This is a genomic window from Nocardioides astragali, assembly GCF_024436375.1.
Taxonomy (GTDB): domain Bacteria; phylum Actinomycetota; class Actinomycetes; order Propionibacteriales; family Nocardioidaceae; genus Nocardioides; species Nocardioides astragali.
Map to the genome: position 1 here is coordinate 656965 of NZ_JAFMZM010000001.1, position 21563 is coordinate 678527.

The 21563-nt window shown below is 71.1% G+C and carries 22 protein-coding genes; 6 read left to right on the forward strand and 16 right to left on the reverse strand.

Annotated elements, in window-relative coordinates; all coding sequences use genetic code 11:
• Window positions 1–2955 carry an ATP-binding protein gene (locus J3P44_RS03285; protein ID WP_255888800.1) on the reverse strand — a complete coding sequence of 985 codons (2955 nt, stop codon included), beginning with the start codon at window positions 2953–2955 and terminating at the stop codon, window positions 1–3.
• A 187-nt stretch (window positions 2956–3142) separates the two neighbouring features.
• On the opposite strand from J3P44_RS03285, the gene J3P44_RS03290 reads away from it, so the two are divergent.
• Window positions 3143–3427: a hypothetical protein gene (locus J3P44_RS03290; RefSeq protein WP_255888801.1), complete on the forward strand. Its 285-nt coding sequence runs from the start codon at window positions 3143–3145 to the stop codon at window positions 3425–3427.
• A gap of 67 nt (window positions 3428–3494) precedes the next feature.
• Here the strand turns inward: J3P44_RS03290 and J3P44_RS03295 are convergent, their stop codons facing one another.
• The 4 genes from J3P44_RS03295 to J3P44_RS03310 are packed head-to-tail and all read right to left on the reverse strand — an operon-like array spanning window position 3495 to window position 7852.
• Window positions 3495–4760 (reverse strand): ABC transporter ATP-binding protein, encoded by a 1266-nt coding sequence (locus J3P44_RS03295; protein ID WP_255888802.1) that lies wholly within the window; start codon window positions 4758–4760, stop codon window positions 3495–3497.
• 7 nt (window positions 4761–4767) lie between these two features.
• Window positions 4768–5598 carry a carbohydrate ABC transporter permease gene (locus J3P44_RS03300; RefSeq protein WP_255888803.1) on the reverse strand — a complete coding sequence of 277 codons (831 nt, stop codon included), beginning with the start codon at window positions 5596–5598 and terminating at the stop codon, window positions 4768–4770.
• Entirely contained in the window at window positions 5598–6554 is a 957-nt protein-coding gene (locus tag J3P44_RS03305; RefSeq protein ID WP_255888804.1) for a carbohydrate ABC transporter permease, read from the reverse strand. The genes J3P44_RS03300 and J3P44_RS03305 overlap by 1 nt, the downstream gene beginning before the upstream one ends.
• Window positions 6551–7852: an extracellular solute-binding protein gene (locus J3P44_RS03310; protein WP_255888805.1), complete on the reverse strand. Its 1302-nt coding sequence runs from the start codon at window positions 7850–7852 to the stop codon at window positions 6551–6553. Before J3P44_RS03310 ends, J3P44_RS03305 begins: the two co-directional genes overlap by 4 nt.
• A gap of 111 nt (window positions 7853–7963) precedes the next feature.
• Between J3P44_RS03310 and galK the strand changes: the two genes are divergently transcribed.
• The gene (gene galK, locus J3P44_RS03315; protein ID WP_255888806.1) at window positions 7964–9049 is read left to right on the forward strand and encodes a galactokinase; all 1086 of its coding nucleotides are present in this window, start codon (window positions 7964–7966) and stop codon (window positions 9047–9049) included.
• Here galK and J3P44_RS03320 read toward each other — a convergent pair.
• Window positions 9046–9972, reverse strand: coding sequence for an alpha/beta fold hydrolase (locus tag J3P44_RS03320; RefSeq protein ID WP_255888807.1), 927 nt, complete (start codon window positions 9970–9972; stop codon window positions 9046–9048). The two genes, galK and J3P44_RS03320, sit on opposite strands and share 4 nt — an antisense overlap.
• Before the next feature lie 92 nt (window positions 9973–10064).
• On the opposite strand from J3P44_RS03320, the gene J3P44_RS03325 reads away from it, so the two are divergent.
• Window positions 10065–10898 carry an alpha/beta fold hydrolase gene (locus J3P44_RS03325; protein ID WP_255888808.1) on the forward strand — a complete coding sequence of 278 codons (834 nt, stop codon included), beginning with the start codon at window positions 10065–10067 and terminating at the stop codon, window positions 10896–10898.
• On the opposite strand, the gene glpX is transcribed toward J3P44_RS03325, so the two are convergent.
• The 5 genes from glpX to J3P44_RS03350 are packed head-to-tail and all read right to left on the reverse strand — an operon-like array spanning window position 10863 to window position 14784.
• A complete protein-coding gene (gene glpX / locus J3P44_RS03330) occupies window positions 10863–11867 on the reverse strand; it encodes a class II fructose-bisphosphatase (protein ID WP_255888809.1) in 1005 nt (334 codons plus the stop codon). The two genes, J3P44_RS03325 and glpX, sit on opposite strands and share 36 nt — an antisense overlap.
• 10 nt (window positions 11868–11877) lie before the next feature.
• On the reverse strand, window positions 11878–12849 hold the full coding sequence (locus J3P44_RS03335) for a sulfate/molybdate ABC transporter ATP-binding protein (RefSeq protein ID WP_255888810.1): 972 nt from the start codon (window positions 12847–12849) through the stop codon (window positions 11878–11880).
• On the reverse strand, window positions 12849–13631 hold the full coding sequence (gene modB / locus J3P44_RS03340) for a molybdate ABC transporter permease subunit (protein WP_255888811.1): 783 nt from the start codon (window positions 13629–13631) through the stop codon (window positions 12849–12851). The genes J3P44_RS03335 and modB overlap by 1 nt, the downstream gene beginning before the upstream one ends.
• On the reverse strand, window positions 13628–14383 hold the full coding sequence (modA, locus tag J3P44_RS03345; protein ID WP_255888812.1) for a molybdate ABC transporter substrate-binding protein: 756 nt from the start codon (window positions 14381–14383) through the stop codon (window positions 13628–13630). Before modA ends, modB begins: the two co-directional genes overlap by 4 nt.
• Window positions 14380–14784: a TOBE domain-containing protein gene (locus tag J3P44_RS03350; RefSeq protein WP_255888813.1), complete on the reverse strand. Its 405-nt coding sequence runs from the start codon at window positions 14782–14784 to the stop codon at window positions 14380–14382. Before J3P44_RS03350 ends, modA begins: the two co-directional genes overlap by 4 nt.
• Before the next feature lie 163 nt (window positions 14785–14947).
• Here J3P44_RS03350 and J3P44_RS03355 point away from each other — a divergent pair, with 163 nt between their 5' ends.
• Window positions 14948–15484: a DUF4245 domain-containing protein gene (locus J3P44_RS03355; RefSeq protein ID WP_255888814.1), complete on the forward strand. Its 537-nt coding sequence runs from the start codon at window positions 14948–14950 to the stop codon at window positions 15482–15484.
• Between the two features lie 22 nt (window positions 15485–15506).
• Here the strand turns inward: J3P44_RS03355 and J3P44_RS03360 are convergent, their stop codons facing one another.
• Complete coding sequence (locus J3P44_RS03360; protein WP_255888815.1) at window positions 15507–15707, reverse strand: exodeoxyribonuclease VII small subunit; 201 nt, start codon at window positions 15705–15707, stop codon at window positions 15507–15509.
• Complete coding sequence (xseA, locus tag J3P44_RS03365) at window positions 15700–16968, reverse strand: exodeoxyribonuclease VII large subunit (RefSeq protein ID WP_255888816.1); 1269 nt, start codon at window positions 16966–16968, stop codon at window positions 15700–15702. The genes J3P44_RS03360 and xseA overlap by 8 nt, the downstream gene beginning before the upstream one ends.
• Before the next feature lie 218 nt (window positions 16969–17186).
• On the opposite strand from xseA, the gene J3P44_RS03370 reads away from it, so the two are divergent.
• Window positions 17187–18185: a 4-hydroxy-3-methylbut-2-enyl diphosphate reductase gene (locus J3P44_RS03370; RefSeq protein ID WP_255888817.1), complete on the forward strand. Its 999-nt coding sequence runs from the start codon at window positions 17187–17189 to the stop codon at window positions 18183–18185.
• A 9-nt stretch (window positions 18186–18194) separates the two neighbouring features.
• Window positions 18195–18818: an L-threonylcarbamoyladenylate synthase gene (locus tag J3P44_RS03375; protein WP_255888818.1), complete on the forward strand. Its 624-nt coding sequence runs from the start codon at window positions 18195–18197 to the stop codon at window positions 18816–18818.
• A gap of 45 nt (window positions 18819–18863) precedes the next feature.
• On the opposite strand, the gene J3P44_RS03380 is transcribed toward J3P44_RS03375, so the two are convergent.
• The 3 genes from J3P44_RS03380 to J3P44_RS03390 all read right to left on the reverse strand — a co-directional run bounded on the left by J3P44_RS03380 (window position 18864) and on the right by J3P44_RS03390 (window position 21543).
• Window positions 18864–19307 (reverse strand): DUF6542 domain-containing protein, encoded by a 444-nt coding sequence (locus tag J3P44_RS03380; RefSeq protein WP_255888819.1) that lies wholly within the window; start codon window positions 19305–19307, stop codon window positions 18864–18866.
• 22 nt (window positions 19308–19329) lie between these two features.
• Complete coding sequence (locus J3P44_RS03385; RefSeq protein WP_255888820.1) at window positions 19330–20496, reverse strand: DNA recombination protein RmuC; 1167 nt, start codon at window positions 20494–20496, stop codon at window positions 19330–19332.
• 69 nt (window positions 20497–20565) lie between these two features.
• Window positions 20566–21543, reverse strand: a complete 978-nt coding sequence (locus J3P44_RS03390) for an aldo/keto reductase (protein WP_255888821.1) — start codon at window positions 21541–21543, stop codon at window positions 20566–20568.
• Window positions 21544–21563: the final 20 nt, after the last annotated feature.

A 21563-nucleotide genomic window follows, 5' to 3' on the forward strand; every position in this document is an offset into this window, starting at 1 on the left:
TCAGCGGCGCAACGTGCGGGCGCCTTCGGCTCCGAGCCGGCCCCCAGCACCCCCGCTCGCCGCCGCGGTGGCCAGGACCGCGGTCGTCAACGGCAGGTGCTGCCGGGCGTCGCGCAGCGCAGCGTCGATCAGACCGGACGCGACGGTCCGCCGCCCGGACCGGATCGCAGCCTGCGCACCCCGCCACCTGCAGTACGCAGCCGGGTGCGGTCGCCGGACCCGATCGAACAGCGCGCCGGCGGCGACCCACAGGTCCGTCGTGTCGCGCCCGACCCCTCTCGCGACCTCGGCGTCGTACGTCTGCGCCACGGCAGCCGCGACGTGGTCGTCGTCGGAGACCAGGATCAGGTCCTCCAGGACGTCCATGAGCGAGGTGACCTCGGACACCGCTCGAGAATCGCCAGCGGCAACAGCAGCCTCCGCCGCAGCCCGTGCCGCCAGGGCCGGCATCGCGCCGGCGTGGACGTGGCTCCCTTGCGAGACCCACCTGTCCAGCACGGATCGTGCGCAGTCCCACGCCTCGACGGGACGTCCGCTCCACAGCAGCAGCTTCGTGCGCACCTCGCCGAGATAGTCCTGCGAGGCTTGCGCCCCGAGCTGGTGCCTCATGATCTCGTCCAGCCGCGTCTGGGCCCCGACGAGGTCGCCTCGAGCGATGTCGATCTCCGCACGGGTGAGGTGGAGTGCCCAGCGCTCGTGCCGGAACTCGCCGTCCGCCGCTCGGCCGACGGCGCGAGCGGCCCGCTCGACGTCGCCGGCGAGCAACCATGCCTCCGCCGTGTTTGAGCGCGTTGTCGACACGAGCTGGCTGTCGATGTGCAGCTCGTCAGCCACCCGCAGGGCGCGCTCGGTCGCGGCGGCCACCTCGCTCGCGGGTGCCCCGACCTCGAGCAGGACGTCGCTGTGCACCATGGCGATGTAGGCGTCGCCGAGTGGATCGGGCACCGCGGGCGGTCGGGCGGCCGCACTGATACGTTCCAGTCCCAGGCTGCGGCGTCCCGCGGCGAAGTCGAACCACCCTTGGGCAGCGAGCAGTCGACGGTGCTGGAGCTCGTCACCCACGTCGGTGTTGACCTCGATGGCGAGCTCGATGTCGGCCATCGCCTCCTCCCAGCGGCCCAGGTCCTGCCGCAGCCAGGCCCTGGTGCGCAGGGAGTCGACCCGGTGCGCGCCGGAAGGGAGCGTGGCGAACAAGGTCACCGCGCGCTCGGCGAGCCCCAGTGCCGTCTCGGCGTCGTCCAGGACCCCTGCGAAGTCCGCGGCGAGCATGCACAGCTCGGCCTCCTCCGCCGCGTCGAGATCGTGCCGGCGCCGCGCGCCATCGGCGAGCTCAGCGGCGCGACGAGTCTGGGAGGACGCCTCCAGGGCGGACATCGCGGCGACGGTGGCGCGGAACCGTGACAGCGAGGGGGAGCCGGCAACCTGCAGGTCGTCCGGCCAGATCGCCAGGGCGCGCAGCCACTGGTCGGCAGCCTGTGCCTTCGCGAATCGCGCCTCAGCGTCCCGAGCCGCCCGGATGCGCCACGGGAGCTCCTCGGCGGGCACACCCGCCGCCTGCCAGTGGGTGGCCACCTCAGCCGCCGGCGCGTCCGCGTCGTCGGCCAGCGCCTGTGCCAGGCGACGGTGCTCGGTCGGCGCCTCACCGGGCACCAGCATCCGCAGCACCGCCTCGCCCAACAGGGGGTGTCGCAGCTCCACGGTGCTCGAGCGGTGGTCCGCGCGGAGCAACCGACGGTCCCGCAGCTCGCGGAGGGCCGCGGTCAATCGAGACTCGTCGAGCTGGGCGGTCGCAGCGATGACGTCGTACGGCAGGCCGCGCCCGGCGATCCCCAGCGCCCGGGCGACGCACCAACAGCTCTCGTCGAGCTCGCGAAGGCGGGTGACGAGCACGTCCTCGAGCAGTGGGGGCAGATCTACTCCGTCCGAGGTCGCGAGCTGCTCGGTGAACAGGGGCAGCCCCTGGCTACGGGCGTGGATCCGGTCCACTGCCGCGGGCGAGACCTCACCGCAGATCATCTCGAGCTGTTCGGCACTCGCGGCGCGGTCGAGCGGCTCGAGCGCCAGCACCGTCACGTGCGGACTGCGTTGCACGCGACGGAGCCATTCCACCTTGTGGGCGGGGACATCAGGGTCCTCGGAGCGCCAGGTGACGATGGCGGGAACGCGTGGCGGCCTGGCCACGAGGTTCTCCAGGAGGTCCAGCGTGGCGTCGTCGGACCAGTGCAGGTCCTCGATCACCACCGCCAGCGGATGCTGCTCCCCCAACGCCACGACGAGGGAGGCGACAGCCGAGTAGAGGCGCGGACGCGACCACTCGTCCTCGGGGTCCTCCTGCTGGGCCAGAGGAGCCACCTCCGGCAACAGCCGAGCCACCGACGGAGCCACGTACGGCGGGCAGGCGCGCAGCGCCTCGGTCACCCACCGTCCATCATCGAGGGTGTACGCCGATCGCAGGATGTCGGCGATCGGAAGCAGCGGCACTTCTCGCGACAGCGGCAGGCAGGACCCCAGCAGGACCCGTGCCCTCGCTGCGGCCAGATCGGCGGCACACTCCACGAGTCGGGTCTTGCCCATGCCTGCCTCACCACTGACCAGGAGCACCCCGCTCCCGGTCTCCGCGTGGCGTCGCACGACTCCGAGCTCGGCCCGACGACCGGCGAGCATGCGCGATGCCGTCGAGGTGTCGTCGCTCGCCCCCGAGCTCGCCCTGACCCACAGGCCACGAATCGTGGGGACGTCGCCGCCCATCGCCTCGACCAGCAGCTCCACGGTCCCCCATGCCGGTAGCCGGGGGGAGGAGAAGGCGTGGGACACCGTCGTGTGCGAGCAGCCGACCTCGGCTCCCAGCCTCCGCAAGCTCGGCCAGCCGGCCTGGCGGTGCAGCTCGTGCAGTGCCTCGACGAAGTCGTCATGTGGGCCGCCGGGCAGGTCCGGACGGGGCAGTGCGCCCACCATCCACCTCCGTCCTCTACCCCGTTCCTGCAGGATGCGCCGCCTCCGAGGAGCGTGTCCATGGCATTTCCCCGGTGGTCCTGACCGGGTCCGGCCAGCTCCGTCAACCGGTGTCAACCAGGTGGCCGCGAGCCGCAGTGTCGTGTCAGGCGCCGGACGAGCCGGGGCCACATCCCGAGAGGAAAGCACCATGAACACATCACACGCCGGCCGCACCATCGCTGCTGCCGCCGCCATCGCCGGGACCTTCTTCGCCACGACAGCCTGCGGTGTGGAGAAGAGCGCGACCGGCACGATCAGCAAGCCGGCCCAGGCACCCAGTGCCGAGACCAGCGTCCCGGCCCACCGCTCCTACCCCGCCGACGGGCGGGAGAACCGCCCGGGCCAGAAGACCTTTCCTGCCGACGGTCGGGAGCACCGCAACCCTGCTCCCGAAGCGTTCACGGGGAAGCACAAGCAGCCCGTCGACTGGTGACGCGACCGCTCACGCAACAGTGCCGGTGACCTGACAGGTCACCGGCACTGTTCTGCGTCGCCCCGGATCAGGTGGTGGCCTGGTCTGAGCCGGGCTGCACGCTGTCCTGCGCCTCACCGACCTCCTCGGCCTTGGCCATCGCGTTGCCACCGGGCACGATCCCCGCCTTGGAGGAGTCCATGGTGAGGTTGTCGCCGCTCGCCGGGTCGAACAGGTGGATCTTGCGGGCGTCGACCCAGATCTTCGCGTCGTCGCCCTCGCTGATCCGGCTCGCGCCGTCGAGCGAGACCACGAGCTGGGTGCGCAGCGACTCGCCGTCGAGGTCGCGCTCGAGCTGCTGGAGCTGCTTCTCCACCTCCGGCGGCGCCTCGAACGGGATGTAGGCGTAGGCCTCGTTGCCCAGCCACTCCACGACGTCCACCGTGGCGTTGAACGTCGCCTCCTCGGTCACCTTGTCGCTGTCGACGACGCTGGCGTCCTCGAAGTGCTCCGGCCGGACGCCGGCGATCAGCAGGCCCTTGTCCTGTGCCTTCGCCGCCTTGTCGTCCGGGATCGTCACCGTCCCGAACGGCAGCTCCACCTGGTTGCCCTTCACCGTCGCTGGGAGGAAGTTCATCGGCGGCGAGCCGATGAAGCCGGCGACGAACAGGTTGGCCGGGTTCTCGTAGAGCTCACGAGGCGTGGCGAGCTGCTGCAGGACGCCACGCTTGAGCACCGCGACCCGGTCGCCCAGCGTCATCGCCTCGGTCTGGTCGTGGGTGACGTAGACCGTGGTGATGCCCAGGCGCTTCTGCAGGCGGGCGATCTCCGTACGCATCTGCCCGCGGAGCTTGGCGTCGAGGTTGGACAGGGGCTCGTCGAAGAGGAACGCCTCCGCATCGCGGACGATGGCACGACCCATCGCGACGCGCTGGCGCTGCCCGCCCGACAGGTTGCCGGGCTTGCGCTCGAGGTGCTCGTCGAGCTCCAGCGTCTTCGACGCGTCGCGCACCTTCTTGTCGACCTCGGAGTCCGAGGCGCCCGCCAGCCGCAGCGGGAACGCGATGTTCTCGTAGACGGTGAGGTGGGGGTAGAGGGCGTAGTTCTGGAACACCATCGACAGGTTGCGGTCGCGCGGGGCCAGGTCGTTGACCTTCTTCCCGCCGATGATCATGTCGCCGTCGGTGATGTCCTCGAGGCCGACGATCATCCGCAGGAGCGTGGACTTCCCACACCCCGACGGGCCGACGAGGATGAGGAACTCCCCGTCCGCCACGTCGATGCTCACGTCGTTGACGGCCGGGAAGCCGTCGCCGTACTGCTTGACGATGTTCTTCATCTCGATGGCAGCCATGAGCTGATCACCCCTTCACTGCGCCGGAGGTCAGGCCGGCAACGATCTTGCGCTGGAAAAGCAGGACGATGACGATCACCGGCAACGTGACGATGACCGACGCCGTCGCAAGCTGCGCGTACGGCGGGTTGAACGGGTCGGGGCCGACGAAGAACGACATCTGCGCCGGCACCGTCCGTGAGGACGTCGTGGAGGTCAGTGAGATCGCGAGCACGAACTCGTTCCACGCGAAGAAGAAGGTCAGGATCGCCGCGGTGAACACACCGGGTGCGGCGAGCGGCACGATGACCTTGCGGAACGCCTGCCACGTCGTGGCGCCGTCGACCTGTGCTGCCTGCTCCATCTCCCATGGGATCTCGCGGAAGAAGGCCGACAGGGTCCAGATCGCCAGCGGCAGCGTGAAGGACATGTAGGGGATGATCAGGCCGGGCCAGGTGTTGAAGAGCCCGAACGTGGTCCACATGTCGAACAGCGGACCCACCAGCGCCACCACCGGGAACATCGCGATCGCGAGGGCGAGCGAGAGCACGAAGCGCTTGCCCTTGAACTCCAGCCGCGCGATGGCGTACGCCGCCAGCGTGGCGAGGATGACCGAGAGCACCGTGGCGATCAGCGAGATGCCGAACGAGTTGATGAGAGCCCGGGTGAAGTCGCCGTTGTCGAGGATGGCGCTGTAGTTGTCGAACGTGGGGTCCTTGGGGAGGAACTGGGCGCTGCCCGTCGCCGTCTCGCCCTCGGACTTGAACGACAGCGAGAGGATCCAGGCCACCGGGAACAGGCACCACAGCATGATCATGATGAACCCGATCCACGTGCCGATCGTGGTCTTGCCTCTCATCAGCCCTCACCCCTTGCCTGTGCCAGGTCGACCTTGAACAGCTTGACGATCAGCCACGCCAGCAGCAGCACGGACAGGAACAGGATCACCGACAGTGCGGATCCCAGTCCCAGCTGCATCTGCTCGATGACTTGTCGATAGGTGAGGAACGAGATCGACTCGGTGTCCTGCGCACCTCGCGTCATCACGAAGATGTTGTCGAAGATGCGGTAGGCGTCGAGCGCCCGGAAGAGCACCGCGACCATGATCGCCGCGCGCATGTTGGGCAGGATCACCTTCCATAGCCGCTGCCACCAGGTGGCGCCGTCGACCTTCGCCGCCTCGAGCATGTCCTCGCTGACCTGGGCCAGGCCCGCCAGGAGGAGCAGTGCCATGAAGGGCGTGGTCTTCCAGATCTCCGAGACCATGATCGCGAACATCGCGGGCCAGTGGTCGCCGAACCAGTTGGTGTCCTCGGCGATCCACGGCAGCCAGTTGAACCACGAGTTCACGAAGCCGTTGTTGAGCGAGAACGCGAACTGCCAGGCGAATGCCGAGACCACCGTGATGATGCCGTAGGGGATCAGGATCGAGGTCCGCATGACACCGCGTGCGAACACGATGCGGTGCATCACCATGGCGAACGCGAACCCGATGACCAGCTCGACCGCCACCGTCACGACCATGATCAGCAGCGTGTTCCACGTGTCGCGCCAGAACAGGCTGTCGCTCAGCACCGTCACGTAGTTGTCGATGCCGATGAACTCGCGGTCGTCGGGTGCCGTCAGCCGGTAGCGGAACAGTGACAGGTAGAGCGCCTGGATCATCGGCCACGCCGTGACGAGGAGCATCAGCACCACGGCCGGCGCGACCAGCTTGATGCCGAGCCTGTTCTCCGCCGAGGTGCGGTCGCTGACCGTCTTCTTGGGTGAGCGCTTGACGTCGCGCTCCGAGTCGGGTGCCACGGTCGTGGTCACAGCAGCTTCCCTCCCTTCAGGATCTCCTCGATGAATGCCTGGGAGGACTCGGGGGTCTCGGAGTCGACGCCGGCAGGCGGGTGCCACGTGCCCTGGATGGAGCTGGAGACGTCGCTCCAGTAGGGGGTCACGGTGCGGGGTGCCGAGGCGTCGACGCTCTCCTGGAACAGCGCCAGCAGGTCCTCGGGGTAGAGCTCGGCGAGGGCGGGGTACTCGTAGCCCGCGGTGCTGGCCGGCATGTTGCCGGTCATCTCCGCGTTCTTGCCCTGCTGCTCGGGCTCGACGAGACAGGCCGCCGCCTCGAGGGCGAGGTCCTTGTCGTCGGAGTACGCGCTGACGCCGATGCCGATGCCACCGTAGGGCGGACGCGAGTCCTCGCCCTCGACGGCCTGCGGGTAGCGGGTGTAGCCGATGTCCTCGGCCACCTCGGGAGCGGTCTCGTCGTAGTTGTGCCAGATGTAGGTCCAGTTGACCAGGAACGATCCCTGGTCGGAGCCGAACGTCGAGCCGGCCGTGCCCTCGTTGGAGACGCTGAGGTCGGAGGGCGCCGCCTCGGAGGAGGCGAGCTTCTCGATGATGCCCGCTGCCACGGTCCCGGGCTCCTCGGCGATCGTCAGGTCCGCGTCGACTCCCTGCTCGGCGTTCTCGAGGAGCGTGCCGCCCGCGCTCTCCACGAGCGCGTTGATCCACACGACGTAGCCCTCGTACTTGTTGGCCTGCACGCCGATCTTGCCGCCGTTCTCGCTGGCGACGTCGATGATCTGGTCCCAGGTGACGGGCTGTGACATGTCGATGCCAGCCTTCTCGACGAAGGACTTGCGATACCAGAGGACCTGCGTGTTGGACCAGAACGGGAAGACGACGAGCTCGTCCTCCCACGTGGCCGCCTCGATGGCACCCTGGAAGGTGCCCTGCTCCTCCAGCTGGGAGATGGCGTCCTGCGGCACGTCGGCGAGGAATCCGGCGTCGGCGAACTCGGCCGTGAACGGCGGGTCGAGCGACATCAGGTCGATGGCCGGGTCCTTGGCCGCGAGGCGCCGCGCCAGCTGGATGCGCTGCTGGCTCGCGTCCTGCGGCAGGACCTGGGTGGTGATCGTGTAGTCGTCGGTGGAGCAGTCCTCGGCGATCGCTGCCTGGCCGCCGGCGTCGGGGTTGATGTACCAGACCAGCTCGGGTTTTCCGCCGTCCCCGCCGCATGCCGCCAGGAGGCTGCTGGCGAGCGCCAGGGTGACCGCCGAGCCGGCAATGCGTCGAGACCGCGGACGACCGCGTGGTCGGGTCGATGAACGTGATGCCATGCGCCCTCCTATGTTGTGACTCCAGTCACTGGTCTATCGGCTGCGGCTACTGTTGGCAACCGCTCCTCACCCCATCGAGCCTGCCCAGAACCCGTAACGAGAGAGGTCCATGTGACGCGCTGGTTCGCGCCCGGACGCATCAACGTCATCGGCGAGCACACTGACTACAACGACGGCTTCGTTCTTCCGATGGCACTGGCGATGGGCTGCACCGCCACGATCGAGGACGCCGGCGACGGGTGGACGGTCGTCTCCGCGCAGGCTCCCGAGCCGGTCACCGTCGCCCCCTCCGGGCTCGAGGACCGGGCGGAGGTGCCCGAGTGGGCGTCGTACGTGCTGGGCGCGCTCTGGCTGCTCCGCGACGACGGCGTCGAGGTGCCTGCGCTGCGCATCGAGGTCGACTCCGACGTGCCCTCGGGTGCGGGCCTCTCGTCCTCGGCGGCGCTCGTGTGCTCGGTCGTACGGGCCCTCGACGACCACCTGGGCCTCCGGCTGGGTGACGACGGTCTCCTCGACCTGAGCCGTCGCGTCGAGAACGACGCCGTGGGCGCCCCGACCGGCGGGATGGACCAGCTGATCAGCCTGCGCGGCGAGGCCGGCCACGCGCTGTTCTGCGACATGCGCGACCTGACGTCGCAGCCGGTGCCGTTCGACCCGTCGGCCGCCGGCCTGACCCTGCTCGTGGTCGACACCCGAGCTCCGCACCGCCACGCGGACGGGGAGTACGCCGCCCGCCGCAGCGGGTGCGAGGAGGCGGCCCGGCGGCTCGGGGTGCGAGCACTGCGCGACGTCACCGATGCCGAGGCCGCGGTCGCCCGGCTCGACGACGAGGAGCTCCAGCGCTACGTCCGGCACGTCGTCACCGAGGACGACCGGGTCCTGGCTGCGGTGCGGGTCCTGCGAGAGGGGCGGCTGGCCGAGCTGGGCCCGATGCTGTCCGAGTCGCACGCCTCGATGCGCGACGACTTCCGGATCACCGTGCCCGAGGTCGACACCGCGGTCGAGGCACTCATGGGCGCCGGCGCGATCGGCGCCCGGATGACCGGGGGAGGGTTCGGCGGCTGCGTCATCGGGCTGCTGCCCGACGACGCCGTCGAGGCGTCGGGGGACGACGTACGCCGGGCCTTCGCGGACGCTGGCTACGGCGAGCCGGCCCTCTTCACGGCCTCCGCCGAAGCCGGCGCCCGACCCGTCTAGCCGGCGCGGTCGGCCGTCCGGGCGATCGCCTCGACGAACGTCTCGAAGAGGGCAGGCGGGAGGTCGTGGCCCATCCCGTCGACCAGCACCAGCTCGGCGCCGGGGATCGCGGCGGCTGTCGAGCGCCCGCCGCTGACGTGGACCATCTTGTCGGCCATGCCGTGCACGACGAGTGCCGGGACGCGCAGGCTGCGCAGACGCTGGGTGCGGTCGGGCTGCGTGAGGACCGCCAGCATCTGCCGCATCACGCCGCTCGTGCTGTAGCCGCGGTCGAAGGTCTCGCCGGCGCGCCGCGCCAGCACCTCGGGATCCGCCGGATATGCGGCGGAGCCGATCACGTCCCAGAACGCCACGCTGGTGGCGATGTAGGACTCGCGCCCCGGCTTGCGCGGCGCGATGAGGGCAGGGAGGAGGCGCGGGTCCTGCCACCCCACGGTGCGCCTGCCCGTGGTCGACATGATGCTCGTCAGTGAGCGCACCCGCTGGGGATGGTCGAGGGCCACCGTCTGGGCGATCATGCCGCCCATCGAGATCCCGGCGAGATGGGCCGACTCCAGGCCGAGGTGGTCGAGCAGCGCGACGGCGTCGCCGGCGAGGTCCGCCATCGAGTACGGCGCCTTGACCTTGCGGCCGGCGAACGCCCCGATGAGCTGTCCGCGGGTCACCCGGGCCCGCATCCTGGTGGAGCGACCGGCGTCGCGGTTGTCGTAGCGGATGACGTAGAAGCCCTCCGACGCGAGCATCAGGCAGAGCTCGTCGTCCCACCACGTCATCGGGCCGCCGAGACCCATCACCAGCAGCAGCGGCTCCCCCTCGGGGTCGCCGAACCTCTGGTAGCACAGCTCGACGTCGTTGCCGACGGGCGCGAGCAGCTCGCCGGAGACGACGGGCGCCTCGGTGCTGGCGCGACGGGACGTAGACATGCCTCCAGTGAACACGACCGTGATCCCCAAAAGAACGCATAAAGGGGTGACGTCCCCCATTCCGTTGGGGTTCTGGGCTACGTTCGATGATTGTGACCCAGCGCACAGTGGCGGCATTCCTGACGCCAGAGGGCTTCGCACAGCCCTCGGTGGCCGCCGTGCTGCGTGAAGGATCGGTTGTCGCCGAGGCCGGGCGCTATGCGGTGCACGCCTTCAGCGCCCGCGGGGCGCGACGACGTACGCCCTACGGTTCGCGACCGGTGCGCGTCAGCGAGCCGGTGCTCATGGTTCCCGGCTTCCTCGCGGGTGACTCCTCGCTCGGCCCGATGAGCCGGACGCTGCGGCAGCAGGGCTTCCGCACCTACCGCGCGGACATCCGCGCCAACGTCGGGTGCACGCTGGCCGCCGCCGCCCAGCTCGAGGAGCGGCTGGAGGAGATCACCCAGCGCCGCGGCTCGCGGGTGCGGATCGTCGGCCACAGCCTGGGCGGGATGCTGGCCCGCGGCGTCGCGGCCCGTCGCCCCGACCTGGTCGCGGGGATCGTCACGCTGGGCAGCCCGATGCTGGCGCCCGGCGCCCACCACGCCTCACTGGCCCGCAGCGTCGACCTGCTCGTGCGCCTCAACCGCGCTGGTCTGCGCAACCTGATGACCGAGGACTGCGTGGCAGGCAACTGCGCCCAGGAGAGCTTCGCCCAGGCGCGGGCCGAGCTGCGCGACGACGTGGACTTCACCGCGATCTACTCCCGCCGCGACGGCATCGTCGACTGGCGGGCGTGCGTCGACCCAGCTGCCCACGCGGTCGAGGTCCGCTCGTCCCACGTGGGCATGGCGTTCGACCCCGTGGTCATAGCGGCGGTCTCGGCGGCCCTGCGACCGGCCGTGGTGCCGTCAGCTGTCGAAGTCGATCGGGGAGAGATCGCGTAGCTTCGAGAGCCGGTGCTCGGCGGTGATCGACCGGACGGTGCCGCTGCGCGAGCGCATCACGAGCGAGTGGGTCGTGACGCCCTCGCCGCGGTAGCGCACGCCGCGCATGAGCTCGCCGTCGGTGATGCCGGTGGCCACGAAGAAGGCGTCGTCGCCGGTGACCAGGTCGTCGGTGCCGAGCACGAAGTCGGCGTCGAGATTGTGGCCGGCGTCCAGCGCGCGCTGCCGCTCGTCGTCGTCCTGAGGCCACAGCCGGCCCTGGATCTTGCCGCCGATGCACTTCATCGCGCAGGCCGCGATGATGCCCTCGGGGGTGCCGCCGACGCCGAGCATCAGGTCGACGCCGGTGTCCGGGCGGGCAGCCATGATCGCGCCGGCCACGTCGCCATCGGTGATGTACTTGATGCGAGCCCCGGTGTCCCGGATGTCCTCGACCAGTCCGGCGTGGCGTGGCCTGTCGAGGAGCACGACCGTCACGTCGTGGATGGAGAGGCCCTTGGCCTTGGCCACGCGCGCGATGTTCTCCTTCACCGGCAGCCGGATGTCGACCCGGTCAGCGGCTTCGGGCCCGGTCGCCAGCTTGTCCATGTAGAAGACCGCGCTGGGGTCGTACATCGTGCCGCGCGGCGACACCGCCAGCACCGCGATCGCGTTGTTCATGCCCTTGGCGGTCAGCGTGGTGCCGTCGATCGGGTCGACCGCCACGTCGCACTCGGGCCCGGTGCCGTCGCCGACCTCCTCGCCGTTGAAGAGCATCGGGGCGTTGTCCTTCTCGCCCTCGCCGATGACGACTGTGCCGCGCATGCCGATCGTGGAGATCATCGCGCGCATCGCCTCGACGGCCACACCGTCGGCGTCGTTCTTGTCGCCCCGCCCCACCCAGCGGCCGGCTGCCATGGCCGCGGCCTCGGTGACCCGCACCAGCTCGAGGGCGAGGTTGCGGTCGGGCTTGCCGGTGGTGGGGCTCATGGCGCACACGTTATCGGCCCCCTTGTCCGGGTCGGTCGCGTGCTCCGTACCGGCTCACGGCCGTCGCCTTCGCCGACAGCCACACCTCGAGTCCGGGCACCAGGCCGAGCTCGGTGGCGGCGGCCGGGGTGACGTCGGCCAGCAGGTCGGGGCCGGCGTGCACCAGCAGGCGTACGGCGTCGCCGTGCGGCGCGACCGTGCCGATCGGACCGTGCCAGCGGAGCCGGGAGGAGCCCACCGGCTCGGCCAGGGACACGACGACGGCGTCGGGCGTGAACGCCATCAGGTCCCTGCCGTCCTCGACGAGGTTGAGCCCGACGAGCCTGGCCACGTGGGGGGTCCGGGGCTCGGCTGCCACCTCGGCCGGAGGGCCGACCTGGGCCACCTGCCCGGCGTCGAGGACGAGCACCCGGTCGGCGAGGGTGAGCGCGTCGATCGCGTCGTGGGTGACCAGCAGGGCGATGCCGGGAAAGTCGCGCAGGTGCCGGCCGAGCTCGAGGCGCAGCGCCATCTGGACCGAGACGTCGAGCCCACTGAAGGGCTCGTCGAGCAGCAGCACGGCGGGGTCGGTGGCCAGGGCCCGCGCGATCGCCACCCGCTGGGCCTGCCCGCCGGAGAGCTCACGCGGACGACGGTCGGCCAGGTCGGCGATCCCGAATCGCTCGAGCCAGTCGCGCGCCACCGCCTCGGCGGCTGCCCGGCTCCGGCCGCGGGCGCGCGGCCCGAACGTGACGTTGTCGAGCGCGGTGAGGTGCGGGAAGAGGCTCTGGTCCTGGAAGACGTAGCCGACCCGGCGCTGCGGCACGTCGAGGTCGGTCCACTCCTCGCCCTCGACGCTCACCCGGCCGGGCGCCAGTCCCGCGATCGCCTGGAGCAGGGTCGACTTGCCCGCACCGTTGGGGCCGATCACCACGACCACCTCACCTGCCTCGGCGGTGAGGTCGGCGCGGACGCGGCCGGGCAGGTCCACCTCGACGCGCATCATCGTGGCGTCGCCCAACGCTCGCGCAGCAGCACCAGCACCCCGATGGAGAGCGCGAGCAGGATGAGGCTCAGCGTCCGGGCGACGGCGGGGTCGGAGCTGAGGGCGACGTAGATCAGGCTCGGCATCGTCTGGGTGGTGCCGGGGTAGTTGCCCGCGAAGGTGATGGTGGCCCCGAACTCCCCGAGGCTGCGCGCCCAGGCCAGGGCGCATCCCGCGAGGATCCCCGGCAGTGCCAGAGGCAGCGTGACGCGGTGGAAGGTGGTCCACCGGTCCGCGCCGAGGGTGGCCGCCACCAGGTCGTACGACGCGCCGTGGGTGCGCAGCGCCCCCTCGACGGCGAGCACGTAAAACGGCAGGGACACGAACGTGTGGGCCAGCACCACGCCCGTCAGCGTGTAGGGGATGGAGAAGGGGAGGTGCTCGCCGATGAGCCCTCTGCGACCGAGCGCCGTCACCAGGGCGACGCCGGCCACGACCGGCGGCAGCACGAGGGGGACCAGCACGAGGGCTCGTACGACCCGGCGGCCGCGGAAGTCGACCCGCGCCAGCAGCCACGCGAGGGGAGTGCCGAGGACGACGCAGGCGACGACGGTCAGCAGGCTGCTCAGCGCCGTGATGGCGAGTGCTTGGCGCACGACTTCTGACCCGAGGTGCTGCGGCAGGGTGCGCCAGGGGGTGTCGAGGGCCAGGGTGACCAGCGGGACGACCAGCAGGGCCACCGCCACGACCGCGGGGACGAGGAGGACGGCTGGGGCGCGGCCGAGGCGGGGGGTGCTCATTCGGCCTCGTTGAAGTAGCGGGGGGCCTCGAAGCCTGCGTCCCGCAGCACGTCCTGCCCAGGATCGCTCAGGACAAGCTCGACGAAGTCGGATGCGGCAGCGGAGTCGCCCAGTGTGGCGATCTCGTAGACCGTGGACGGGGCGGCCTCCTCCTCCGCCTCGATCGTCTCCACGGCGTCGCCCGCGGCGAGGGCGTCCGTGCGGTAGACCAGGCCGGCGTCGACCTCGCCGCCCACCACGCGAGCCAGGACGGCCTTGACGTCCACCTCCTCGGTGACCGGCTCGGCCTGGCTGGCACGTCGCGCGAGCGCCGTCTCGGCAAGCGCCCCGCACGGCGCGCTGGAGGCGCACTTGGCCCAGTCGACACCGGGCAGCGCGAGGCTGCCAAGACCGCTGATGTCGGCGGGGTTGCCCGGTGGAGTGACGATGACCAGCTCGTTGAGGGCGAACGGCTCCGGCTCCTCCGAGGCGATGTCGGCGTCGACCGCGACCTGCATCGCTCGTGCATCTGCGGTGGCCAGGATGTCGCCCGGTGCACCGTCGGCGGCCTGCTCGGCCAGGGTCGTCGACGACCCGAAGACCAGCTCCACGTCGACCTCGGGGTGCTCGTCCTCGAACCTCTCGGCCAGCTCGGTGAAGGTCTCGGTCAGGCTGGCCGCGGCGAGCACCGTCAGGGTCTGCTCGCCTTCGTCGCCGCCGCACGCCGTCAGGGGGAGCAGCAGCAGGACCGCCACAGCGGTGCGCCCGGTCACGGAACCTCCACGACGACGTTGGTCGACTTCACGCTGGCGATGGCGCGGACGCCGGGCTCGAGGCCGAGCTCGTCGGCCGCCTCGGTGCTCATCAGCGACACGACGCGGTAGGGCCCGCAGATCATCTCGACCTGCGCCATGACCAGGTCGCGCTTGACCCTCGTGACGATCCCGCTCATCCGGTTGCGCGCACTGACGGTGCCTGCCCGCGTGCGGTCGCGCTCGGCGACCTCCCCGGACTCGGCGAGGTGCTCGGCCAGCTCCGCCAGGTCCGGCCCGGTCACGGTCGTACGTCCCTCGGTGCGGCGGGACGGGAGCCGGCCGGCGTCCACCCAGCGACGTACGGTGTCGTCGCTGACGGAGAGGATCTCCGCCGCCTCCGCGATTCGGTAGGTGATCACGGTCACAGTATGCCGCACCTGCGGATGATCTGAGCCTCAATCATCCTCACCTGCGGTCACGCCTCTCGTCCCCTTGGGATAGTCCGCATCAAAAGGCTCGTGAAACAGCGGCGATGACCAGCCGATTGATGCGGACTATCGGGCGGCTGGGAGGATGGGCGCCGTGAGTCAGCAGCCGAGTCGATACACCCGCTCGTTCGGTGGCATGACCGGCGCCCTCATCGTCACCGTCCTCTTCGTGCTGGCCTTCGTGGCGTGGCGCGGGCTGTTCCGCGGCGAGGGCGAGGTCACCCCTGAGCCCGTCGAGTGGCAGGAGAGCGTCGAGCTCGCCGAGCAGGCCGACCTGCAGGTCGTGCACCCGCGCGAGCTGCCGGCTGGGTGGACCGCGACCAGCGTCGAGCTCCGCGCCGGCGACGACCCGCGCTGGGGACTGGGCGTGCTCACCGACGACGACGACTTCATCGGGATCCGCCAGCAGGACGCCTCGGCCGAGGAGCTGGTCAGCCTCTACGTCGACGAGAAGGCCGACCCCGGGGACGACGCGACGGTGCCCTCCGAGGTCACCGACACGTGGCAGACGTGGTCGGACGAGGGAGGCGACCGTGGGTACGCCACCGAGCTCGGGGACGACGCGGTCCTCGTCTACGGCTCGGCGCCGGTGGCGGAGCTCGAGGCCTACCTCGAGCTGCTCACCCGCTGAGACGCCCAGCCCAGCCCAGCCCTCAGTCCGCGCCCTCCGCGCTCATCGCCTCGTCGAGCCGCTTGCGCGCCCCGTCGAGCCACTCCTGGCACACCTTGGCGAGCGCCTCCCCGCGCTCCCACAGGGCCAGGGACTCCTCGAGCGTGGTGCCGCCGGCCTCGAGCGTGCGGACCACCTCGATGAGCTCCTCGCGGGCCTCTTCATAGCTGGGGGCGTCACTCATCGGGGTCCTCCTGCGGCGGGTGGTCGGTCGTGATGGCATCCGGCTCGATGCGGTCGGTGGTGGCGTGGATCCGTCCGTCGGCGACCCGGACGGACACCGCCGTCCCGGTCGTGGCCTGCGCGACGGAGGCAACGACATGGCCGTCGGCGTTCTGCAGGACGGCGTACCCGCGCTGGAGGGTCGCCAGCGGCGAGAGCGCCTGCGCCCGGGCTCGCTGGTGGCCGATGTCGTCGGCTGCGCGGTCGAGACGGTGGGACAGCGTGCGACGGGCCCTTGCGAGCAGCTCGTCGAGCTCGTCGGAGCGGACGGCGAGCAGGTTGCGCGGATCGGCCATCGCCGGACGGGAGCGCACCTGCGCCAGCCACTCCTGCTCCCGGGCGATGCGCTGGGTGATCACCTGGCGCAGCCGGTCGCGCGCCCACGTCACGCCGTGGGCCTCCTCGGCGATGTCGGGGACGACGAGCTTGGCGGCGTCGGTGGGTGTCGACGCTCGTACGTCGGCAACGAGGTCGAGCAGTGGTTGGTCGGGCTCGTGGCCGATCGCCGACACCACGGGCGTGCGCAGGGCGTGGACGGCACGGACCAGCGCCTCGTCGGAGAAGGGGAGCAGGTCCTCGATCGATCCGCCGCCGCGAGCCACCACGATCACGTCGACGGCGGGGTTGCGCTCGAGCCGCTGCAACGCCTCGATCACCTCCGTCGTCGCCCGCTGCCCCTGCATCGCGGCGTAGCAGACCTCGAACTGCACGGCAGGCCAGCGGCGCCGGGCGTTGTCCAGGACGTCGCGCTCGGCGGCGCTGTTGGGGGCGGTGACCAGGCCCACCCGGCCGGGCAGGAACGGCAGGTCACGCTTGAGCTCGGGAGCGAAGAGGCCCTCGGCCGCGAGCAGCTGGCGGCGCCGCTCGAGGCGGGCCAGCAGCTCGCCGAGCCCGACCATCTTGATCTCGCGCGCGGACAGCGAGAAGGAGCCGCGGTTGGCGTAGAAGGTGGGTCGGGCGTGCACGACGACGCTGGCCCCCTCCACCAGGGGCGGGTTCATCGAGTCGAACAGCGACCGCGCGCAGGTGAGGGTGACCGAGATGTCGGCGACGGTGTCGCGCAGCGTCATGAAGACGGTGTTGACCCCGGGGCGGCGGTTGACCTGCGCGATCTGTCCCTCGACCCAGACGCTGCCGAGCTTGTCGATCCACTGCGTGACCGCGTTGACGACGGCCCGGACCGGAGCCGGGGACTCGGCCGTGGCGTCGCGGAGGGAGGGCACGCGGCGAGGATAGGCGAGGGGACCGACGTCCCGCGGCCGCCCCATGGAGACGTGCCGAGGAATCCGCTCTGCTGCGCGCCGCGATACACGCACGCTGGCTGCGTTCTCGTCCCTCGACGGGGAATCCACCCCGCCTTCGCTCCTCGGCCTTGCCAGCGCACGCGTCTCGCGCCGCTCGCGACGACCGGATTCCTCGGCACGTCTCCTAGACTCGCCCCATGACGACCGACCTCGGCCTGCCGCCCGTTCTCGACCCCGAGAGCGCCAAGAGCGTCCTGCTGGCGGCCCCGCGGGGCTACTGCGCCGGCGTGGACCGGGCCGTGATCACCGTCGAGAAGGCGCTCGACCTCTACGGCGCCCCCGTCTACGTCCGCAAGCAGATCGTGCACAACAAGCACGTGGTGGCCAACCTCGAGTCCCGCGGCGCGATCTTCGTCGAGGAGCTCGACGAGGTGCCGGAGGGCCGGACGGTCGTCTTCTCCGCCCACGGCGTGTCACCCGCTGTCCACGCCCAGGCCGCCGACCGCGGCCTCAAGACCATCGACGCGACGTGCCCGCTGGTGACGAAGGTGCACCACGAGGCCAAGCGGTTCGCCAGCGACGACTACGACATCCTCCTCATCGGCCACGAGGGCCACGAGGAGGTCGAGGGCACCGCCGGCGAGGCGCCGGACCACATCCAGCTCGTGCAGAGCCCCGCCGACGTCGCCGGCATCGTCGTACGCGACCCGGCGAAGGTCGCGTGGCTCTCGCAGACCACGCTGAGCGTCGACGAGACGCTCGAGACCGTGGCGGCGATCCGGGAGAGGTTCCCGCTGCTGCTCGACCCGCCGAGCGACGACATCTGCTACGCCACCCAGAACCGCCAGCTCGCGGTCAAGGAGATCTCCCCCAGCGCGGACCTCGTGATCGTGGTCGGCTCACGCAACTCCTCCAACTCGGTGCGTCTGGTGGAGGTCGCCCTCGAGGCCGGCGCGAAGGCGTCCTACCTCGTCGATGACCACACCGAGATCGACGAGGCCTGGCTCGACGGCGTCGAGACCGTGTCGGTGACCTCCGGTGCGTCCGTCCCAGAGGACCTGGTCGAGGGCGTCCTGGCGTTCCTGTCCGAGCGCGGCTTCCCCGACGCCCGGGCCGTCCACTCCGCCGAGGAGTCGCTGATCTTCGCGCTGCCGCCCGAGCTGCGTCGAGACATGCGCGCCGCGCAGCAGGCCTGACCAGCACCGATGGCCCGCTACATTGACATCCACCCCGACAACCCCCAGCCACGGCTGGTGACCCAGGTCGTCGAGGCGCTGCGCAACGACGAGCTGATCGCCTATCCCACCGACTCCGGCTACGCCCTCGGTGCCCAGCTCGGCAACCGCGAGGGGCGCGACCGGATCTTGCGGATCCGCGAGCTCGACGACCGCCACCACTTCACGCTGATGTGCAAGGACTTCTCCCAGCTCGGTCAGTTCGTCCACGTCGACAACTCGGCGTTCCGCGCCATCAAGGCCGCCACCCCGGGGCCCTACACGTTCATCCTGCCCGCGACCGGCGAGGTGCCGAAGCGGCTGATGCACCCCAAGAAGCGGACCGTCGGCGTGCGCATCCCCGACCACCGGCTGGTGTGCGCGTTCCTGGAAGAGCTGGGGGAGCCGATCCTCACGAGCACCCTGATCCTGCCCGGCGAGACCGAGGCGCGGACCATGGGCTGGGAGATCAAGGAGGACCTCGACCACGTCGTCGACGTCGTCGTGGAGTCGGGTGAGGTGACGGCCGAGCCGACGACGGTGATCGACTGGTCCGACGCCGAGCCCGTCGTCGTACGACGGGGGGCGGGCGACGCCGAGCGCTTCGAGGCCTGACCGGGCGCTTCGTGGCGCTGGGATGTGCGCGCGGAACGGGGGAGGTCAGCCGGCCTGGCCGAGCTCGCGGCTCAGCTCGGTGGCCATGTCGGCGTCGCCCTCGCGGTGCAGGCGCCAGGCGAGCCAGCCGAGGCAGAGCGCGTAGCCGACGAAGAGGGCGATGCCGTGGGTGGCGACACCCGAGACGACTGCCTGCAGCACGCTGTCGCTCGCGTCGGCGATGGCGTCGCGGGCGACGAGGGCGATGAAGCCGAAGACGACCGTCAGGAGGATGGGCGGCAGCAGCGCCACCAGGAAGAAGTCGCGCCGGCGCACCAGCGCCGCGAGTCCGATGCACAGCACCACGAAGCACAGGTCGAAGAACAACGTCAGCCGACCGACCAGGAGCACGTCGATGCTCACCGCCGTCAGCGTGACGGCGACGCCGAGGGACACCACCTGGCGGCCTGGCTCGGACCCGACCTCCCAGAACGTGTCGCCCTGTGTCACGGCCCTCAACCTAGGACCGATCTCAGGCGCCCTCGGCGCGGCGCGCCGGGACGTCGTCGGGCTCGTGGAGCTCGTGGGCGACCAGCTCGTCGAGCGTGGGCTCGTCCGTGGCGCTGGGGACACCGTCGAGGGCGGTCATCTCGGGAGCGGCCAGCGAGCGCGGGACGGTCTCGACCTGGCGCGGCTCGGCCAGCGGCTCCGACGTGACGCCGAGCTCGGCGAAACGCCGCGCGGACACCAGCACGCGGCCCTCCAGCGATCCCATCGCCTGGTTGTAGGCGACGACGCTGGCGTTGAGCGAGCGACCCACCCGGTCGAGGTGGCCCGCCATGGACGCCAGCCGCGCATGGAGCTCCTGCCCGAGCCGCTGCACCTCCTGCGCCTGTGCGTTGAGGACCTCGTGCTGCCAGCCCTGGGCGACGGTGCGCAGCAGCGCGATCAGCGTCGACGGCGTCGCCAGGACGACGTTCTTGGCGGCGGCCTGCTCGACCAGGTCGGGCACCGCCTGCAGCGCGGCCTGGAGGATCGCCTCGCCGGGCAGGAAGAGCACGACGAACTCGGGCGTCCCGGGCAGGGCCTCCCAGTAGCGGCGCGAGCCGAGGTCGGTGACGTGCTTGCGGACGTGCTCGCCGAGCCGGGTCAGCGCCCGGTCGTGCTCGGCGGGATCGTCGGAACCGGTCAGGTCGAGGAACGCGGCCAGCGGGGCCTTGGCGTCGACCGCGATCGTGCGCCCGCCGGCCAGCGACACGACCAGGTCGGGACGCAGGCGGCCGTCCTCGACGCGGACCTGCTCGGCGAAGTCGCAGTGGTCGACCAGTCCTGCGAGCTCGACCGTGCGGCGCAGGTGGAGCTCGCCCCACTGGCCACGCACCTGCGGCTTGCGCAGCGCGGTGGCCAAGGTGGTCGTCTCCCTCCGCAGGCTCTCGGTCGACTGCCGCATGTCGGCCACCTGCTGGTGGAGCTGGGCCTGCCAGGCGACCCGGTCGTGCGCGAGGTCGCTCAGCTGGTCCTGCAGGCGCTCGAGCCCGTCCTGCACCACTGCGTGCTCGGCCACCCGCTGCTGGAGCGCGGCGATCGCGGGGTCGTCGGCGGGACGGCTGCGCGCCCACAGCACACCGATCACGCTGCCGAGCACGAGGCCGACGGCAAGGACCAGCGCCAGGGTCAGCAGCAGCGGGAAGGTGTCCATGGATCCAGCATGGACCGGCCCACCGACACTCCGGCGGAGGCGTGGCCCTCGACGTGGCGGTGCCCAGCCTCAGCGGGCCTCGTCGAGCCGCTTGCGGTGCTCGTCATCGAGCTCCAGGTCGAGGGCTGCGAAGTTCTCCTCCAGCTGCGCCACCGAGCTGACACCGACGAGCGGGATCACCTGCGGGTCGTGGCCGAGCAGCCACGCCAGGACCACCTGGTTCGGCGTGGCGCCGAGCTCGGCCGCGACCTCACGCACGGCGGCGAGCCGCCGCGGGGTCCCGGGGTGGTCGTACGCCTCGGCGAGCGGGACGTCCTCGCGCACGTACGAGCCCATCAGCAGCGGCGTGTAGGCGACCAGCCCGAGTCCCTCCGTGCGCACGTAGTCCAGGGTCTCGTCGGTCACGAGCGTGTGCCCGCCGTTGGGCAGGGGGACGTCGTGGCGCGGCTGGAGGTAGCTGTAGCGCTGCTGGATCAGCGACCACCCCGGCACGCCGGCCTGCGCCGCGAGGGCGCGAGCCCGCTCCACCCGCCAGGTCCTGTGGTTGCTGGCCCCGACGGCACGGACCAGGCCCCGGGTGACGCAGGCCCCGAACGCTGCGACGGTCTCCTCGAGCGGGACGCTGCGGTCCTCGACGTGGGCGTAGTAGACATCGACGCGGTCGGTGCCGAGGCGCCGCAGGCTCTCCTCCACCTCCCGCTCGATGACGCGGGCCGAGAGACCCTCGACCGACTCCAGCCCTGCTCCGGGCACGGTGGGACGGGCGCCGACCTTGGTCGCGATGACCATCTCGTCCCGGCAGCCGCGGCTGGTGAGCCAGCGACCGAGCGCCTCCTCGCTCTCGCCGCCCTGGCTCCCGGTGATCCAGAACGCGTAGTTGTTGGACGTGTCGACGAAGGTGCCGCCGAGCTCTCGGTAGCGGTCGAGGACGGCGAAGCCGGTCTCCTCGTCAGTGGTGGTCCCGAACGCCAGCACTCCGAGGCAGAACGGGGGGACGTGGATGGACGTGTCGTGGCCGAGCGTCGCGGCCTGAGCGGTGTGCGTCATGCGCTCAACCGTAGAAGCAA

Excerpts from the sequence above, each read along its gene's own strand:
- modB (WP_255888811.1), bottom strand. The coding sequence starts at position 13,631 with ATGAGCACCCCCCGCCTCGGCCGCGCCCCAGCCGTCCTCCTCGTCCCC.
- J3P44_RS03320 (WP_255888807.1), bottom strand. The coding sequence starts at position 9,972 with ATGTCTACGTCCCGTCGCGCCAGCACCGAGGCGCCCGTCGTCTCCGGC.
- J3P44_RS03285 (WP_255888800.1), bottom strand. The coding sequence starts at position 2,955 with ATGGTGGGCGCACTGCCCCGTCCGGACCTGCCCGGCGGCCCACATGAC.
- J3P44_RS03300 (WP_255888803.1), bottom strand. The coding sequence starts at position 5,598 with ATGAGAGGCAAGACCACGATCGGCACGTGGATCGGGTTCATCATGATC.
- J3P44_RS03290 (WP_255888801.1), top strand. The coding sequence starts at position 3,143 with ATGAACACATCACACGCCGGCCGCACCATCGCTGCTGCCGCCGCCATC.
- J3P44_RS03375 (WP_255888818.1), top strand. The coding sequence starts at position 18,195 with ATGGCCCGCTACATTGACATCCACCCCGACAACCCCCAGCCACGGCTG.
- J3P44_RS03310 (WP_255888805.1), bottom strand. The coding sequence starts at position 7,852 with ATGGCATCACGTTCATCGACCCGACCACGCGGTCGTCCGCGGTCTCGA.
- glpX (WP_255888809.1), bottom strand. The coding sequence starts at position 11,867 with ATGAGCCCCACCACCGGCAAGCCCGACCGCAACCTCGCCCTCGAGCTG.
- J3P44_RS03295 (WP_255888802.1), bottom strand. The coding sequence starts at position 4,760 with ATGGCTGCCATCGAGATGAAGAACATCGTCAAGCAGTACGGCGACGGC.
- J3P44_RS03335 (WP_255888810.1), bottom strand. The coding sequence starts at position 12,849 with ATGCGCGTCGAGGTGGACCTGCCCGGCCGCGTCCGCGCCGACCTCACC.
- J3P44_RS03370 (WP_255888817.1), top strand. The coding sequence starts at position 17,187 with ATGACGACCGACCTCGGCCTGCCGCCCGTTCTCGACCCCGAGAGCGCC.
- J3P44_RS03385 (WP_255888820.1), bottom strand. The coding sequence starts at position 20,496 with ATGGACACCTTCCCGCTGCTGCTGACCCTGGCGCTGGTCCTTGCCGTC.
- J3P44_RS03360 (WP_255888815.1), bottom strand. The coding sequence starts at position 15,707 with ATGAGTGACGCCCCCAGCTATGAAGAGGCCCGCGAGGAGCTCATCGAG.
- J3P44_RS03390 (WP_255888821.1), bottom strand. The coding sequence starts at position 21,543 with ATGACGCACACCGCTCAGGCCGCGACGCTCGGCCACGACACGTCCATC.